This window comes from Nocardia sp. NBC_01009 (assembly GCF_045208035.1).
In the GTDB taxonomy this organism is placed as follows: domain Bacteria; phylum Actinomycetota; class Actinomycetes; order Mycobacteriales; family Mycobacteriaceae; genus Nocardia.
This window is the reverse complement of the sequence record NZ_CP108695.1, coordinates 5426009-5440075: the sequence shown is the minus strand read 5'-3', so window position 1 is coordinate 5440075 and position 14067 is coordinate 5426009. Positions and strand designations below refer to the sequence as shown.

The window sequence follows — 14067 nt, the reverse complement described above, 5'->3', positions numbered from 1 at the left end:
AGCCGTTCGAGGACGACGCGGATCCTCTGGCCTTATTGTTTCTCGGTCGAGTTGTTCCAGGGCAGGTCTGAATCGTTTGCCTGTTCCACCAGTTGGCGCGCATCTTCGCGAAGAAATTCGGCTTGTCGTTCTTCTCTTGCTGTTCGACTCCCGTCACCTACTCGCCCTCCCGGTCTTCCCGGAATACGACTGCGCCCTACCGCACGCTCTGCCCCCGCACTGGCGGTAGCTGGTGGATCTATGTCGAAAGGCCGAGACTGGTTACTGTCTGCCCGCGCCATTACGGCACGCGACCCACGGGTCGCGCCCATCTCGGAACCGCCGGATCGGGCGAGGTGCGTGGGTCTGCGCCCATCGACATGAAGGAGGCTGGATATGAATCACTCAGACATGGACCCGACCTTCTATCGGAGCGCAGCGGAGGCGGCTGCCGCGCCACCGGAGCGGCTCGCATACGTCGTTGCGTTCGACCGAGCGGCACAGAAGCCGGATGCGCTGTCAGTAGTCGATGTGGATCCGGGCTCGGCCACCTACGGCCGGGTGGTGGGCTGGACCGAGGTACCCCACCTGGGCAACGAGTTGCACCATTTCGGCTGGAACGCCTGCAGCAGCGCGCTGAAGCACGAGGGCCACCACATTGATGGACTGGCTCGGCGGTACCTGATCGTGCCGGGTCTGCGCTCGTCGCGCCTATACGTGTTCGACACCGTGCCCGACCCACGCCAGCCCACCCTGTCCAAGATCGTGGACAGCTCCGAGCTCGCGGCCAAGGCCGGCTACTCCCGTCCACACACGCTGCACTGCGGGCCGGACGGTGTGTTCATGACCTGCCTTGGTGGGGCAGACGGATCGGACGGGCCGGGCGGGATCGCGCTGCTCGATCACAACACGTTCGATGTGCTGCGGCAATGGGAGACCGACCGTGGGCCGCAATACCTCGCGTACGACGCCTGGTGGCATCTCAACCAGAACACGCTGATCAGCAGCGAGTGGGGCACCCCGTCCATGATCGAGGACGGGCTGAATCCGGAGCTGTTGCTGGCCAACAAGTACGGCCACGCGATCCACTTCTGGGACCTCACCGCCGGTCGGCACCAGCAGCGGATCGATCTCGGCGAGCAGTACCAGATGCCACTCGAGCTGCGCCCTTCGCACGATCCGAACGCCACCTGGGGGTTCGTCGGCGTGGTGATCTCGACCGAGGATTTGTCGGCCTCCGTGTGGCGTTGGCACCGCGATGGTGGCGTGTGGGCGGTAGACAAGGTGATCAGCATCCCGGCCGAGCCAGCTGATCCCGACCTGCTGCCGCCGGCACTGAAACCGTTCGGCGCCGTGCCGCCGCTGGTCAGTGACATCGACCTGTCGGTTGACGATGCATACCTCTACGTCTCGTGCTGGGGTACCGGAGAGCTCGAGCAGTTCGACGTGCGCGATCCGGCTAACCCGAAACAGACCGGGTCGGTCCGGCTCGGCGGGATCGTGGGCCGCACCCCCCACCCGGCCGCGCCGAACCAGCCGCTTGCCGGCGGCCCCCAGATGGTCGAGATCAGCCGAAACGGCCGACGGGTCTACCTCACCAACTCGCTCTACAGCACGTGGGACGACCAGTTCTACCCGGAAGGGGTTGGCGCCTGGATGGCCGTGATGCACACCGATCCCGACGGCGGAATGACCATCGACGAGTCATTCTTCCCGCACGACGAGGACTTTCGAGGTTTGCGGGTGCACCAGGTGCGCCTCCAAGGCGGCGACGCCTCCTCCGACTCCTACTGCTACCGGTAGTCGGGTCGACCGGTGACCACTGGACCTCGACCGTGTACGCCCGGTCGGCGAAGTGCCCGTACACGTCCAATCTCGGACACACAGGAGTGATTGCGGAAAATAGCTATATGCCGCCACCGATGTAGTTCACCGATGCGACAGTCCGGGACACCGCCGTCGGTCGCGAACCCGCCGTGTAGCACTCCGCGCGCGCTCGTCCGCGATCGCGCTGCGCCGCGGCCGGTGGTGTCGAGCGGGTCGGCTATCTGCGCAGGATGTGGACCAGGAGCACGGGCCGTGGGCGCCAGCCTTTCGGTCGACGGCGATCTCCTACTACTCGGGGGAGTCGGCCCACCTCCGGAAGGCGGACTCGTCGGGGATCCAGTAGTGGGATAAGTCGGCTATTGGTCCCTGGATTCTGGCGCCGTGTGCGCCGACCAGGGCCAGTCCGAATCCGGACCCACCAGTGCGGGAACGTGATTCAGTGCCGCGATAGAAGCGATCGAAGACACGCGGCGCATTGTCAGGTGCGATGCCAGGTCTCTCGTCGCAGACGTCGAGCACCGCGAATTCCGCGGCATCGAACGACGTGCCCAGGTCCAGGGCTAATAGATAGGCGGCGCTCGATTGTTGTCGTCTAGTCGGTCACATCCAACCTGCAATGCGGTATTCGATTCGTAGGAAGGTCCCCGAAAAATCCGCCATACACCCCGCTCACAGGAAGTCTTCACACCTTCGAAATCTGGAATGAGCCGTGTGCTACGTTGGTTGTCAAGGCCCTGATCGGGCCTCCGGACGAGGGCTCAGTACCCGGACAGCGACAAGACTGACCATGGAGGTCAGCTCGTCATGGCTTGGGTAATTCTGATTGCGTCGGGTGTACTGGAGGCGGTGTGGGCCACCGCGCTAGCCGCGTCGCACGGTTTCCGGCGCGTCGGCGCCACCTTTGTTTTCGCGGTTGCGTTGGTGGGCAGCATGATCGGGCTCGCCATTGCTATGAATACCCTGCCGACTGGTACCGCATATGCGGTCTGGGTGGGTATCGGAGCTGTACTGACCGCGGTCTGGGCGATTATCAGCGGTATAGAGAAACCGACTGCCGCGCGAACCCTCTTGCTACTCGGGCTGATCGGCTGCGTCACGGGCCTGAAGGCGGTGAGCTGACATGTCGTGGATCATTCTGCTCATCAGTGCGGTGTTCGAGGCCGTATGGGCGACCGCGCTCGGTAGCTCCCATGGTCTTTCCGAACCGGTCCCGACGGTGGTCTTCCTGATCGGGTTGGCGCTCAGCATGATCGGACTCGCGATCGCGCTGCGCAAGCTTCCGCTCAGCGTCGCCTACGCGGTCTGGATCGGCGTCGGCGCCGCACTCACCGTCACCTACGCGATGCTCACCGGCGCGGAATCGGTTTCCGCACTGAAGGTCCTGTTCCTCGGCGGTATCGTCGCCAGCGTGATCGGTCTGAAGTTCGTGAAGTCAGCGCCCGCCCAGGAGCTCGGTGCCGCAAAGGCGAAGGCGGGCAACGTACAGGCGGGCGATCTCACTGGCCATCGATCCGGCCGTAGTCGAATTTATCCAAACCGTTGAGCTTCCAGGGCTCCCGGCGGCCGAACCTTCGACCGAGGCTGACCAAATCGGCAGGCAGATTCGGATCCGAACATCTCGATCGTGCGATCGGGATCCGAACATCTCGGTCGAAGAGTATGGCGAGAGGCTGCCGGACGGTGCTGTGCGTTGGCGTCATGGATTCGCCGCGGCGTGACGGAGGAACGGCGCGAGTGCCTCGTCGCCCAGGTTCAGGCCGCAGACGGTGACCGCCGCGTCGCTGGACTCGATGACCTCGGCGCAGCGCAGACCAAATCGCGGGTACCCGCCGATGATCGCGTTGAAATCCGGCTCGGCGGCGCCGAACACGACGCGGGCGATCCCGGCCCAGACGACGGCCGCGGCGCACATCGGGCAGGGCTCACCACTGGCGTAGATCGTGGCCCCGGCCAGCTCCGCGGCGCGCCCGGCCGTGATCGCGGCCGTGATCGCGACCAGCTCGGCGTGGGCGGTGACGATGCCCGCACTGGCCACCTCGTTGCGGCCCTCGGCGATCACGGCCCCGTCGGCGGCCACGACGGGTCTCGCGGTCGGCCCCGCGGGCAATCAACTCTCGCACAGTCGCGGCGTTGTTGTTCGCTGCCGCCTGCAGGAGCGCGGGGTCGAGGGCCGGGGCGCGAGGGGCTCGGGTCGGTGCCGGCTCGGCGGCGGGTGCAGTCGGCGTGTCCGTGGTCGGCGCTGGCGGGGTTTCCGCTGCTGTCCGAGCGGCGGGAGGATTGGCCGTGCACGCCACGGCCGCGAGGGACAGCGTCGCGAATGCGCTCGCGGCCAACACGCTTCGGAGGGGATGCTTGTTCACCTGAGAACTCCTCACTGGTTGCTGATCTCCAGAGTGCCCAGCGCGCAAGATAGAGTCCAAGACATACTTCCCATCATCACGATAGAGCGCATCTATAGTGGCGGTCATGGAGCTGCGCCATATCCGGTATCTGTTGGCGGTCGCCGATCACGGCAACTTCACCCGCGCGGCCGAGGCGTTGCACGTGTCTCAACCCACCCTCTCGCAGCAGGTCAGGCAAGCCGAGCGAGCACTGGGGGTGCAGCTGCTCGACCGGTCCGGCCGCACCGTGCGCCTCACCGAGGCCGGCGCGGCGTACGCGCATCACGCGCGTCTCGCGCTGCGCGACCTCGACGCCGGTGAGCGCGCGATCCAGGACGTGCAGGACCTCTCCCGAGGGCACCTGCGGGTGGCGATGACACCGACCATCACCGCCTACCTCATCGGCCCGCTGGTGCACCAGTTCCACGCCGCGCACCCGGGCGTGACCCTCACCGTCGTGGAGACCACCCAGGACCGGATCGAGGCGGACCTGCTCGCCGACCGCGTCGATCTCGGCATCGCCTTCACCGGCACCCACGCCGCCGGGATCGAGAACGTCGCGCTGTTCACCGAGAACCTCAGCCTGGTGGTCGGATCGGCCCACACCCTCGCCGCGCGATCGGAGCCACTGCCGGTCCAGCAGCTCACGGACCATCCACTGGCGCTGCTCAGTCGCGACTTCGCGACCCGGTCTCACATCGACGAATACTTCGATGACTGCGAGATCGCGCCGAGCATCGGGATCGAAGCCAACTCCATCGGCGCGCTGGTCGAGTTCGTTCGGCGAGGATCGCTCGCCACGGTCCTGCCCGACGCCATCACGCGTGCTCATCCCGACCTACTGCCCATCGCGCTGGCCCCCGCGTTGCCCACCCGGACGGTAGAACTCCTGCGTCGCAGTAGCGCCTACCATTCGGCGGCAGCCCGCGCCTTCACCGCGATCGCCCAGGCCGCCACATGGTCGACCTAGCGGGATCGGCCCGCCCCGACTAGCTATAGATGCAACCAATCATTGCTATGAACAGCAAGTATTGGACTCTATAGCGACAGGTTGTGCATGGTGGATCTCGTCAGGTCCAACCCGGCCAAGCGCCCTGAAGGGAGCGATCCATGCACGACCTCGCCGCCGGTGTCACGCACTTTCAACGCGATGTCTTCCCCACCAAGGCGGAGCTGTTCGCCCGCCTCGCTACCACGCACCGTCCCGAGACACTGTTCATCGGCTGCTCGGACGCGCGCGTGGTCCCGGAGTTGATCACCCACAGCGAGCCGGGTGAGCTGTTCGTGATCCGCACCGCGGGAAACCTCGTCCCCGCCTACCCGCTCGGACCCGACGGCGTCGGGGCAAGCATCGAGTACGCCGTTGCCGTACTGAGCGTTTCCCGCATCGTGGTGTGCGGCCACTCCGGCTGCGGGGCGATGACCGCGCTGGCGGAACGCCACGACCTGAGCACAACGCCGACGATCGCCGAGTGGCTGCGTCACGCGGACGCCTCCGCCGCCCGGGCCGCCGGCGCCGCTGCCGGCGACGCCGTCCCGACGCTCGTGCGTGTGAATGTCCTCACACAGCTGGCCAACCTGGCCAGTCATCCCTCGGTTGCCCACGCGGTCGCCGCCGGCACCGCGACCGTCGAGGGATGGGTGTTCGACATCGGCACCGGCGCGATCACGGTCATCGACGCCGCCGGATCGGACAGCGTGCTCGCTGCCTGATCTCCCGGATCACCCATCTTGGTCCCCACGCATGCCATCCGGGACTTCCCCACAGCGCCGATACCTCCCGACCACCGGCCCGGCCGGCGTTCGACCCGAAAGGAACCCACGCATCATGGTGCACGCACAGTTCGACCCCACCGCCCGCCAGGCACTGGCCGCCGCAGCGGTGGACGCCAAGACGAGGAAGGACCTCACCTGGCAGGAGCTCGCGGACGCCGCCGGCCTGTCGGCGGCGTTCGTGACCGCCGCTGTTCTCGGCCAGCACGCCCTGCCCGAGAAGAGTGCCGCGGCGGTCGCCGACCTGCTCGGCCTGGGCGGCGACGCGGCGATGCTGTTGCAGACCATCCCGACCCGCGGATCGATCCCCGGCGGGGTCCCGACCGATCCGACGATCTATCGCTTCTACGAGATGCTGCAGGTCTACGGCACCACCCTCAAGGCCCTGGTCCACGAGCAGTTCGGGGACGGCATCATCAGCGCGATCAACTTCGAGCTCGATGTGAAGAAGGTCGCCGACCCCGAGGGCGGCGAGCGCGCCGTCATCACCCTGGACGGCAAGTACCTGCCGACAAAGCCGTTCTGACAACACCAGTCGCCAAGCCCTCGACCTCGAAGATCCGGGCCCTTCGCCGGGGAAGGGCAGCCGCACCGCATCGGTTGGCCGACACCCCTCCCCGGTCCGACCTCCACGGGCAGTCGGCTGAAACGCACCGCAAGGACAACTCATGGATTTTGCACGACACACCATCGACCTCGCGCGCCGCCACGTCGCCGAGGGCGGCTGCCCCTTCGCGACCGTCATTGTCAAGGACGGCCAGATCCTGGCGGAGAGCCCGAACAGGGTCGCCCAGACCAACGATCCCACCGCACACGCGGAGATCCTCGCCATCCGCGAGGCCTGTATCAAGCTCGGCACCGAACACCTGACCGGCACCACCATCTACATCCTCGCCCTGCCCTGCCCGATGTGCCTGGGCGCGCTCTACTACTGCTCGCCCGACGAGGTCGTCTTCCTCACCACCCGCGACGCCTACGAACCGCACTACATCGACGACCGAAAGTACTTCGAACTCAACACCTTCTACGACGAGTTCGCCAAGCCTTGGGACCAGCGACGCCTACCCATGCGCCACGAACCCCGCGACCAAGCGGTCGACGTCTATCGCCTCTGGCAAGAGGCCAACGGCGGCGAGCGACGCGTCGCGGGCGCCCCCACCGCCACCTAACCCGCACCTACCCCCATGCCCGTGCCGCCCGAACAGCCCGCCGACTGCAGCCGGTGTGGAGACGGCGACGGACGGCATCAACCAGCAGATGGCTGTCGCGGTACCTGTTGCCCGGCCGCCATCGATCCCCGACCACAGGAGAACGCAACAATGGACATTCGCAAGAAAACGGGCAAGCGCGCCGTGGCCCTCGTCGGCGGAACGCTCGTCGCCGCTGGCGCCATCGGTGTATGGGCGGGGGGTAGTCAGGACGCGGGCCCGGCTGCGCAACCGGCGCTGGCCAGCAAGGTCGAGCCCGCCGACCTGTGGCAGACCAATCACCTCACCGTGGCCGCCGCCACCGAGGCCGCGCAGGCCGCGCTCGCCGCCGCGAGCCAGGAGAACCAGCGGGTCAGCGTCGCCATCGTCGATCGTGATGGCAACACCATCGTGCTGCTGCGCGGCGACGGCGCGGGACCACAGTCCTACGAGGCCGCGGAGCGAAAGGCCTTCACCGCCGTCTCCTGGAACGCGCCGACCTCCCAGCTGGCCGGGCGTCTGGACAAGGCCCCGCATCTGGCCGACATTCCCGGCACCCTGTTCCTGGGGGGCGGTGTCCCCGTGGTCACCGACGGCGCACCGATCGCCGGCATCGGTGTCGCGGGTGCGCCCAGCGGTGACCTGGACGAGAAATTCGCGCAGACCGGCGTGGCAGCGCTCGGCGACTGAGGTCAAGCGTGGCACGGTGCAGGAGCCGGAGCGCCGCCGGCGACGCGTCGATCCCGGTGGCCGAGTAGCCCTTGGACGCGTAGTAGATCGCGTGATGTCCCGGGCCGGTTCCGGGGTCGGGCTCCTCGCCCCGCACAGCGCCGTAGGCCACCAACTGCTGCACCACCGGCTGTGGGCCGCCAATGTCCCAGGGGATCAGCGCAGGAGCATCCTGCTCCGGCGGCGCGTCACTTTGAAGCTGTTCGCGTTTCGCTGAACAGCGCCGAATCAGGACGGCTTACTAGCTGTCAGGTATTGCGTGCTGTCGAATATTTGCGCCAGCGGCTCTGGGACTGTTGCCATGGGACGGTCGTAGCGTGCGGCCAGTTCCTGCAGGTGCAGGCTCGAGGTGGTCCAGCCGTGGACGGTGAGCAATTCAGCCGGATCGCTGCGTTCGTCGGTATAGAACAGCGACGCGAGGTCGACCTTGGCGAACGGCATGCCTTTCAAGCCTTTCAAGTATTCCGACTCCTGCTCGGCGATGCGGCCCATATCGACGTTGTTGCCGACGGTCTCCGCCGCCACTGTGCTACCGGGTGCCGAAAGCCGACCGATCCGCGCGAACAAGGCATCCTGTGCGGCGCCGGGCAGGTAGGGCAGCAACCCTTCTGCCGACCATGCGGTGGGCGAGGTCGGATCGAAGCCTGCCTCGACAAGCGCCGCGGGCCAGTCGTCGCGCAGATCAACGGCGACCTCGCGCCGGTCCGACCTCGGCGCGGTGCCGGATTCGGTGAGCACCTGACGTTTGAACTCCAGCACTTTGGGCTGGTCGATCTCGAACACAACCTCGCCTACCGGCCAATCCAGCCGGTAGGCCCTGACATCGAGCCCGGCGGCCAGGATCACTGCCTGGGTCACCCCGGCCGCCGCCGCGGGCAGGAAGAAATCGTCGAAAAACCTACTTCGGTATCCGATGAACCCGGAGGTGAACGGGGTCTGCGCCCACAACGTCGGATCGGTGATCAGTTGCTTCATGTCCGAATCGCCGGATGCCACCACGAACAGGGCGGCGTACTCGTCATGGACGAGGGCATCCGGCTGTTTCGTCTCGATCGCGCGCGCGGCCGCGACGCCGAGCGCGGTCATGCCGACGCTGCTCACAATGTCCTAGGTATCGCCCTCGGTACGCATAATGCTGTCCTCGAAGTGTCCTCAATGCCATGGCTGACAAGTCGGAATCCGTGGTTGTGTTCGAGCGAGGAAGGGGAGCCCTCTTGTCCGGGTGGCAAATATGCTGCTGTCGATGGGTAGAGCGTTACGAACTCGATCCTACGACCCACCCGGAACCTGACGACCCTGCCGTCCAGGGTGAACGCATGCGCCCGTACTCTGCGCTCTCCGCCTCGGGCCGCTGCCGAGCCCGCCTGACGGCGGCCGTCGCGAGCTTGGTTCCCGCCCCGTGTTTGGCGAGTTCCGGCGGTGCGCTCTATGATCGACGCGATGATGATTACTTCTGATCGCAGATCGGGGGTCCTGTTCGTCCAACGTGAGTGCTGATGCTCACTGTGAAGACGAATGCGGACGATTCCCGCCTTTCCTTCTGGCCGCGCGTGCGTGAGTTCGCCGTGCCGCCCTCCATGATCGAAACCGCTACCGCTCGGCGTCGCGCCGGGGATTGGGCGGGTTCCTGTGCCGCAGCGGGTTTCGATGTCGATATCGATTTATGTTCCGTGGCAAGGGATTACGGCGGGGAGCTGGCGGCCGATGTCCGATCCGATCTCCGGAATTTAGCCCCGGATCTGCTGCGCTGGCACCTGCCGAGGGTTGCTCCCGATGGTTTGCTCCGGCCGGGGCTGACGATCACGCTTGCTCGTTACCCCTGGGACGCAGCTGGTTTCGTACATTTGGTGGTTCGTACCGCGCCGACTTGGGCGGATGCCGGGCAGCGGGTCGGCCTCGCGCTCTGGGATGGGCCCGGGACCGCGGTAGGCTTACATCCGCATCCCCGGCCGGACCGCCGTTTCCGGATGGACCTGCACCGCCACCTCTGGGATGCACGCAGGGCCGATGAGCTGCGAGTGCGGTGTGGAGCCGAACCGGGCGCTGACCGGCCGGCACTGGACACGGCTCTGCTGGAGACTGCGCCGCGGGATCGCGGCTACGCTGTTGATCGCTGGGATGCAGAGGCGCGAATCCTGCTCGATTCCGAAGGGCGACAGGAGAATACGTTCCTGGTGCGGTTGGGTGCCCGGCAACGGGTGATTGCCGAACTGGGGCCTGCTGGCTTGCGGATCGTGGCGGCATATCCGGCCGGAGCTGTCTCGGCGCTTCCGGTGCTGCCCGACGCTGCGACCTGGCAATCACCCGACCTGGAACTGCTTCTCACCGGCGTGATCTCGCTCGATCGACTGCATCCGTTGGTCGCCGCGGCGCTGGTGCCGGACTATTCGCCGAGCGAGTCCGTCTGGGGGCCACCCCAGGCGGAGCGAACACACCTGGTGGGATGCAGCGGCGAGCAACACCGAATCGGCTTGGTCGGCGGTGTGTTGTCCGCGCTGGACCACGACCCGGCCGAGATCCGGCGCGAGGAACTCCTGGCCGCCTTGACCGGCACCCCGCTGCCCTGCCAGCAGGCCATCGATCAGGCACATCGCCAGCCGGACTGCCTCACAGGCGTTCGCGAACGTCTCGCACACGGTGACACCGCCGGCGCACTCGCCGTCGTCGAAGGCCTACTCGGTCCCGAAGCGATCCTGCGTGACGGCGCTCTCCGGGACGAACTGGCAGCCACCGCGCAACAGCGAATCACCTATGGGCTCTACCGATCCGGCCTGTCCGAACCGCAACTCGCCCCCAACTACCCCGGCGTTCGCCGTCCACGAGATCGCCGCGCGCACCCGCGCAACGCGACGAGAAACTGACCCTGCCGGAGCAGTGCCTCCGGCGCGACTCGACTGCTACGGCGATCTTGCGACTGCTGCGCACGATCGCCCAACGGCCCGCGTCCGCGAGACGACTTCCCAGCGTCGTATCCGTTAATCCTCCTACAACACAAGGTGATTCATATGTCTGCTTCAGTCACGGGCTCCGCAGCTCACACCCCCGCGGATGACGCTTCCCAGCTCGACATCGCCGCTGATCTACTGACCCTGCTCGGCGAGACCACCACCGAACCGTGGCCCAACACCCAACTGGAGGCCCTCACCCTGGCAGTAGCCGCTGACCTGCCGGTGCTGCTGTGGGGTGAGCCGGGAATCGGTAAGACCGCGGCCCTGACGCAACTCGCCCAAACCCTGGATCTTCCGCTGACCACGGTAATCGCGAGCGTGCATGAGCCGTCGGACTTTTCGGGTCTGCCCATCGTCGGCGACGACCCGGCGGAGCACGGTGTTCCGATGGCTCCACCGGACTGGGCAGTGCGATTGGTCCGGGCGGGCCGGGGGCTGCTGTTCCTCGACGAGCTGTCCACCGCGCCACCCGCCGTGCAGGCTGCCCTGCTGCGGCTCGTGCTGGAGCGGCGGATCGGTTCACTGAAGCTGCCGCCCGGCGTCCGGATCGTGGCGGCAGCCAACCCGCGCTCGTCGGCGGCCGATGGCTGGGAGCTGAGCCCGCCGCTGGCTAATCGGTTCGTGCACCTGCAATGGGTGCACGATCACGATGTGGTCGTGCGCGGTCTCGGCGGCACCTGGCCGCGCGCGACACTGCCGCAGCTCGACCCGGAAAAGCTCACGGAGGCAGTGGCGTTCGCGCGTCACGCGGTGTGCGTGCTACTCGCGGCGCGCCCGAAGCTCGCGCATCAGATGCCGAGCAGCGAAGCGCGCCGGGGTGGCGCCTGGGCTTCGCCTCGCACTTGGGAGATGACGCTGCGGCTGATCGCATTCGCCACCGCCGCGGGGGCGTCCAGGGATGTGCTGTCGCTGTTGGTCCGGGGCGCGGTCGGGGATGGCCCGGGTTTCGAGCTGCTGACCAGCCTGGACCGGATGGACCTCCCGGACCCCGAGACGCTGCTGGCCGATCCGGCGGGCGCTGAGCTGCCCGAGCGCGGGGACCTGCGCCAGGCCACGCTCGACGGTGTGGTCGCGGCGGTGCGTAAGCGCCCGGAGCGATCCCGCTGGGATGCGGCGTGGGTGCTGCTGGTCAAGGCGATCGAAACCGGGGCGCCGGATCTGGTGGTCGTCCCCGCGACCACCCTCGCCACACTGCGCCAGGGAAATTGGGAGGTGCCGGTGTCGATCGAGAAGCTCGCGGGCGTGGTGTCGGTGTCGCAGCGCGCGGATCGCGCCGCCGACCTCGTGCGGGCGGGCCGATGACTGTGCCGGCATCGGATCAGAAACTGGATGTCGAAAGGCTCTTCGCCGCCCGGCTGTACGCCGTCCGAGTCCGGCCTTACCTGGCGACCGCCCTTTTCGCTCTGCACATCGTCGAATCGCGCCGCGTCCCGACGATGAGTGTGGACCGGCACTGGCGCTGCTACGTTTCGCCCGCCTTCGTGGACAGCATGCCCGTCGAGGAATTGGCCGGGGTCTTGGTCCACGAGGTCTCGCACCTGCTGCGCGACCATCACGGCCGTGGTGAGCGCTTCGCCCGCGAGCACGAGCTGAGCGGCCCTGGGGAACGGCTGCGCATGAATATCGCCGCAGATTTCGAGATCAACGACGACATCTTCGGCGAGGGACTGGTCCGCCCGGAGGGCGCGATCCTGCCCGCCGACATCGACTTGCCCGCAGGCAAACTCATGGAGGAGTACCTGCGGGAGTTCCGGTTCGGAACGTACACGCCGGGCATGGCGTGGCTCGATTGCGGCAGCGGCGCCGACGGCCTGGAACGCGAATGGGAGCTGGGGCCGCTCGGGGCGGACGGCCTCAGCGAACAGGAACGCGACGGCGTGCGCTTCCGGGTGGCGCAGGGCATCATCGGCCGCCCGGGCAACGTGCCCGAAGGATGGCGGCGCTGGGCGCAGGAAGCATTCCATCCACCGCAGCCGTGGCGCGACCTGCTCGGCGCGGCACTTCGCGCGGCCGTCTCCGCGCCCGGGGTCGGCGAGGACTACACCTATGGCCGGCCTGCGCGACGCTCGGCCGGTGTGCCCGGCGTCATCCTGCCTAGCCTGCGGCGCACGCCACCCCGCGTCAGCGTGATCATCGATACCTCCGGTTCGGTCAGCGACGCCGAACTCGGCAGCGCCCTGCTCGAAGTGACTGCCATCAGCCGCGCGGCGGGCGGCCGCCGCGACCTGCTCACCGTGTTGTCCTGCGACGCGGCCGCCCGGATCGCGCACCCGCTGTGCGCGGCCGAGGGCATACCGCTGGTGGGCGGTGGTGGAACCGACCTACGCACAGGCTTCGCCAAAGCCCTTCGCGCTCAACCCCGCCCGGACGTTGTCGTGGTCCTCACGGACGGTCAGACGCCCTGGCCCGAGACCAAGCCGTGGTGCCGCACCGTCGTGGGCTTGTTCCGCCGGGCTCCTTCGTGGGAACGCGATTCTGATTACGTTCCGGACAGACCACCGGCGTGGGCGCGAGTCGTCGAAATCTGCTAGCTGTTGCAGATCATGACGCTGTTGACGAGCAGGATAGGCGGGCGCACCAAGACTTTTCCTGTCGCGGTTGTGCTCGGAGTGGAGACGTCGGCGGGCCGAGCGGCCGGCGGGTGCCCGGCCCGCTTGTCATTGTGTTCGATTACCTCTACTGGGTGACCTATCACGGGGATGGTGTGAAGAAGCCGAACATGGCGCCGACGGTCCAGCCGACCGCGCATCCGATGATGGCTCCGACCAGGAAGAACCAGATCCCGATCATAACGCCGATCGCGCAGCCGAGGGCTGCTCCCATCATGACCGACATCGGTCCCATGGCCTGCTGCACGCCGGGCATATCCTGGTACGCGACAGCCTCTTGTGTCGGCCCGCCGACCGGTGTCAGGGTCAACTGTGTGCCGGAGCTGTCCAGCCGCGGTGTGACCGCGAGATTCTGTCCGGCCTCCGTGCGCAGTGTCGTCGGGATGGTGCCGACTACCGCGCCGTCGTTCGCAAGGACTGTGACCGAGTCGGGCGTGACGACGAAACTGCCGGCGGCGAGGGTCACCAGGGCGCTCGAGTGATCGCCCGCGAGACTCGCCGTATAGGCGACCGGGCCATCCACGCCGGTGACGTCGACATTCGCCAGCGTCGCCTCTCCATGTGCTGTCGCGGTAGCTATGCTCGTCGCCGCGACGGCCATGAATGCGGCCGCTATCAATTTTTTGAAGAACAT

14 protein-coding genes, 2 pseudogenes and 1 riboswitch are annotated in these 14067 nt (G+C 67.1%); of the genes and pseudogenes, 11 read left to right on the top strand and 5 right to left on the bottom strand.

Annotation, left to right across the window (positions count from 1 at the left end; genetic code table 11):
• Nucleotides 1-375: 375 nt before the first annotated feature.
• On the top strand, nt 376-1782 hold the full coding sequence (locus OHA42_RS24250) for a selenium-binding protein SBP56-related protein (RefSeq protein WP_406230152.1): 1407 nt from the start codon (nt 376-378) through the stop codon (nt 1780-1782).
• A gap of 312 nt (nt 1783-2094) precedes the next feature.
• Here the strand turns inward: OHA42_RS24250 and OHA42_RS24245 are convergent, their stop codons facing one another.
• The gene (locus OHA42_RS24245; protein WP_406230151.1) at nt 2095-2325 is read right to left on the bottom strand and encodes an ATP-binding protein; all 231 of its coding nucleotides are present in this window, start codon (nt 2323-2325) and stop codon (nt 2095-2097) included.
• A 206-nt stretch (nt 2326-2531) separates the two neighbouring features.
• Nucleotides 2532-2596: riboswitch (guanidine-III (ykkC-III) riboswitch) on the top strand.
• Between the two features lie 14 nt (nt 2597-2610).
• Between OHA42_RS24245 and OHA42_RS24240 the strand changes: the two genes are divergently transcribed.
• Both OHA42_RS24240 and OHA42_RS24235 read left to right on the top strand, forming a co-directional pair.
• Nucleotides 2611-2925: a DMT family transporter gene (locus OHA42_RS24240; RefSeq protein WP_406230150.1), complete on the top strand. Its 315-nt coding sequence runs from the start codon at nt 2611-2613 to the stop codon at nt 2923-2925.
• 1 nt (nt 2926) lies between these two features.
• Nucleotides 2927-3229, top strand: a pseudogene (locus OHA42_RS24235) (DMT family transporter); the annotation flags it as partial.
• Nucleotides 3230-3502: 273 nt separating this feature from the next.
• Here OHA42_RS24235 and OHA42_RS24230 read toward each other — a convergent pair.
• Nucleotides 3503-3883, bottom strand: a complete 381-nt coding sequence (locus OHA42_RS24230) for a nucleoside deaminase (protein WP_406230149.1) — start codon at nt 3881-3883, stop codon at nt 3503-3505.
• 389 nt (nt 3884-4272) lie between these two features.
• Between OHA42_RS24230 and cynR the strand changes: the two genes are divergently transcribed.
• From cynR to OHA42_RS24205, 5 genes are all read left to right on the top strand, one after another.
• The gene (gene cynR, locus OHA42_RS24225; RefSeq protein ID WP_406230148.1) at nt 4273-5157 is read left to right on the top strand and encodes a transcriptional regulator CynR; all 885 of its coding nucleotides are present in this window, start codon (nt 4273-4275) and stop codon (nt 5155-5157) included.
• Between the two features lie 140 nt (nt 5158-5297).
• Entirely contained in the window at nt 5298-5900 is a 603-nt protein-coding gene (locus OHA42_RS24220) for a carbonic anhydrase (protein WP_406230147.1), read from the top strand.
• A 115-nt stretch (nt 5901-6015) separates the two neighbouring features.
• Nucleotides 6016-6486, top strand: coding sequence for a cyanase (gene cynS / locus OHA42_RS24215; RefSeq protein WP_406230146.1), 471 nt, complete (start codon nt 6016-6018; stop codon nt 6484-6486).
• 142 nt (nt 6487-6628) lie between these two features.
• A complete protein-coding gene (locus OHA42_RS24210; RefSeq protein WP_406230145.1) occupies nt 6629-7129 on the top strand; it encodes a nucleoside deaminase in 501 nt (166 codons plus the stop codon).
• Between the two features lie 150 nt (nt 7130-7279).
• On the top strand, nt 7280-7837 hold the full coding sequence (locus tag OHA42_RS24205; RefSeq protein WP_406230144.1) for a heme-binding protein: 558 nt from the start codon (nt 7280-7282) through the stop codon (nt 7835-7837).
• 28 nt (nt 7838-7865) lie between these two features.
• On the opposite strand, the pseudogene OHA42_RS24200 reads toward OHA42_RS24205, so the two are convergent.
• A pseudogene (locus OHA42_RS24200) lies at nt 7866-8042 on the bottom strand (class I SAM-dependent methyltransferase); the annotation flags it as partial.
• 62 nt (nt 8043-8104) lie between these two features.
• Nucleotides 8105-8962 (bottom strand): class I SAM-dependent methyltransferase, encoded by an 858-nt coding sequence (locus OHA42_RS24195; protein ID WP_406239576.1) that lies wholly within the window; start codon nt 8960-8962, stop codon nt 8105-8107.
• A gap of 410 nt (nt 8963-9372) precedes the next feature.
• Here OHA42_RS24195 and OHA42_RS24190 point away from each other — a divergent pair, with 410 nt between their 5' ends.
• The 3 genes from OHA42_RS24190 (at nt 9373) to OHA42_RS24180 (ending at nt 13355) form a co-directional block, all read left to right on the top strand.
• Nucleotides 9373-10737, top strand: coding sequence for a hypothetical protein (locus tag OHA42_RS24190; protein ID WP_406230143.1), 1365 nt, complete (start codon nt 9373-9375; stop codon nt 10735-10737).
• A 144-nt stretch (nt 10738-10881) separates the two neighbouring features.
• Entirely contained in the window at nt 10882-12126 is a 1245-nt protein-coding gene (locus OHA42_RS24185) for an AAA family ATPase (protein WP_406230142.1), read from the top strand.
• Nucleotides 12123-13355, top strand: a complete 1233-nt coding sequence (locus tag OHA42_RS24180) for a DUF2201 family putative metallopeptidase (protein WP_406230141.1) — start codon at nt 12123-12125, stop codon at nt 13353-13355. The genes OHA42_RS24185 and OHA42_RS24180 overlap by 4 nt, the downstream gene beginning before the upstream one ends.
• A gap of 160 nt (nt 13356-13515) precedes the next feature.
• On the opposite strand, the gene OHA42_RS24175 is transcribed toward OHA42_RS24180, so the two are convergent.
• Nucleotides 13516-14067: a hypothetical protein gene (locus OHA42_RS24175; protein ID WP_406230140.1), complete on the bottom strand. Its 552-nt coding sequence runs from the start codon at nt 14065-14067 to the stop codon at nt 13516-13518.

Coding starts and splice junctions, on each gene's coding strand:
- OHA42_RS24250 (WP_406230152.1), top strand. CDS start 376: ATGAATCACTCAGACATGGACCCGACCTTCTATCGGAGCGCAGCGGAG.
- OHA42_RS24240 (WP_406230150.1), top strand. CDS start 2,611: ATGGCTTGGGTAATTCTGATTGCGTCGGGTGTACTGGAGGCGGTGTGG.
- cynR (WP_406230148.1), top strand. CDS start 4,273: ATGGAGCTGCGCCATATCCGGTATCTGTTGGCGGTCGCCGATCACGGC.
- OHA42_RS24220 (WP_406230147.1), top strand. CDS start 5,298: ATGCACGACCTCGCCGCCGGTGTCACGCACTTTCAACGCGATGTCTTC.
- cynS (WP_406230146.1), top strand. CDS start 6,016: ATGGTGCACGCACAGTTCGACCCCACCGCCCGCCAGGCACTGGCCGCC.
- OHA42_RS24210 (WP_406230145.1), top strand. CDS start 6,629: ATGGATTTTGCACGACACACCATCGACCTCGCGCGCCGCCACGTCGCC.
- OHA42_RS24205 (WP_406230144.1), top strand. CDS start 7,280: ATGGACATTCGCAAGAAAACGGGCAAGCGCGCCGTGGCCCTCGTCGGC.
- OHA42_RS24195 (WP_406239576.1), bottom strand. CDS start 8,962: ATGACCGCGCTCGGCGTCGCGGCCGCGCGCGCGATCGAGACGAAACAG.
- OHA42_RS24190 (WP_406230143.1), top strand. CDS start 9,373: ATGCTCACTGTGAAGACGAATGCGGACGATTCCCGCCTTTCCTTCTGG.
- OHA42_RS24185 (WP_406230142.1), top strand. CDS start 10,882: ATGTCTGCTTCAGTCACGGGCTCCGCAGCTCACACCCCCGCGGATGAC.
- OHA42_RS24180 (WP_406230141.1), top strand. CDS start 12,123: ATGACTGTGCCGGCATCGGATCAGAAACTGGATGTCGAAAGGCTCTTC.
- OHA42_RS24175 (WP_406230140.1), bottom strand. CDS start 14,067: ATGTTCTTCAAAAAATTGATAGCGGCCGCATTCATGGCCGTCGCGGCG.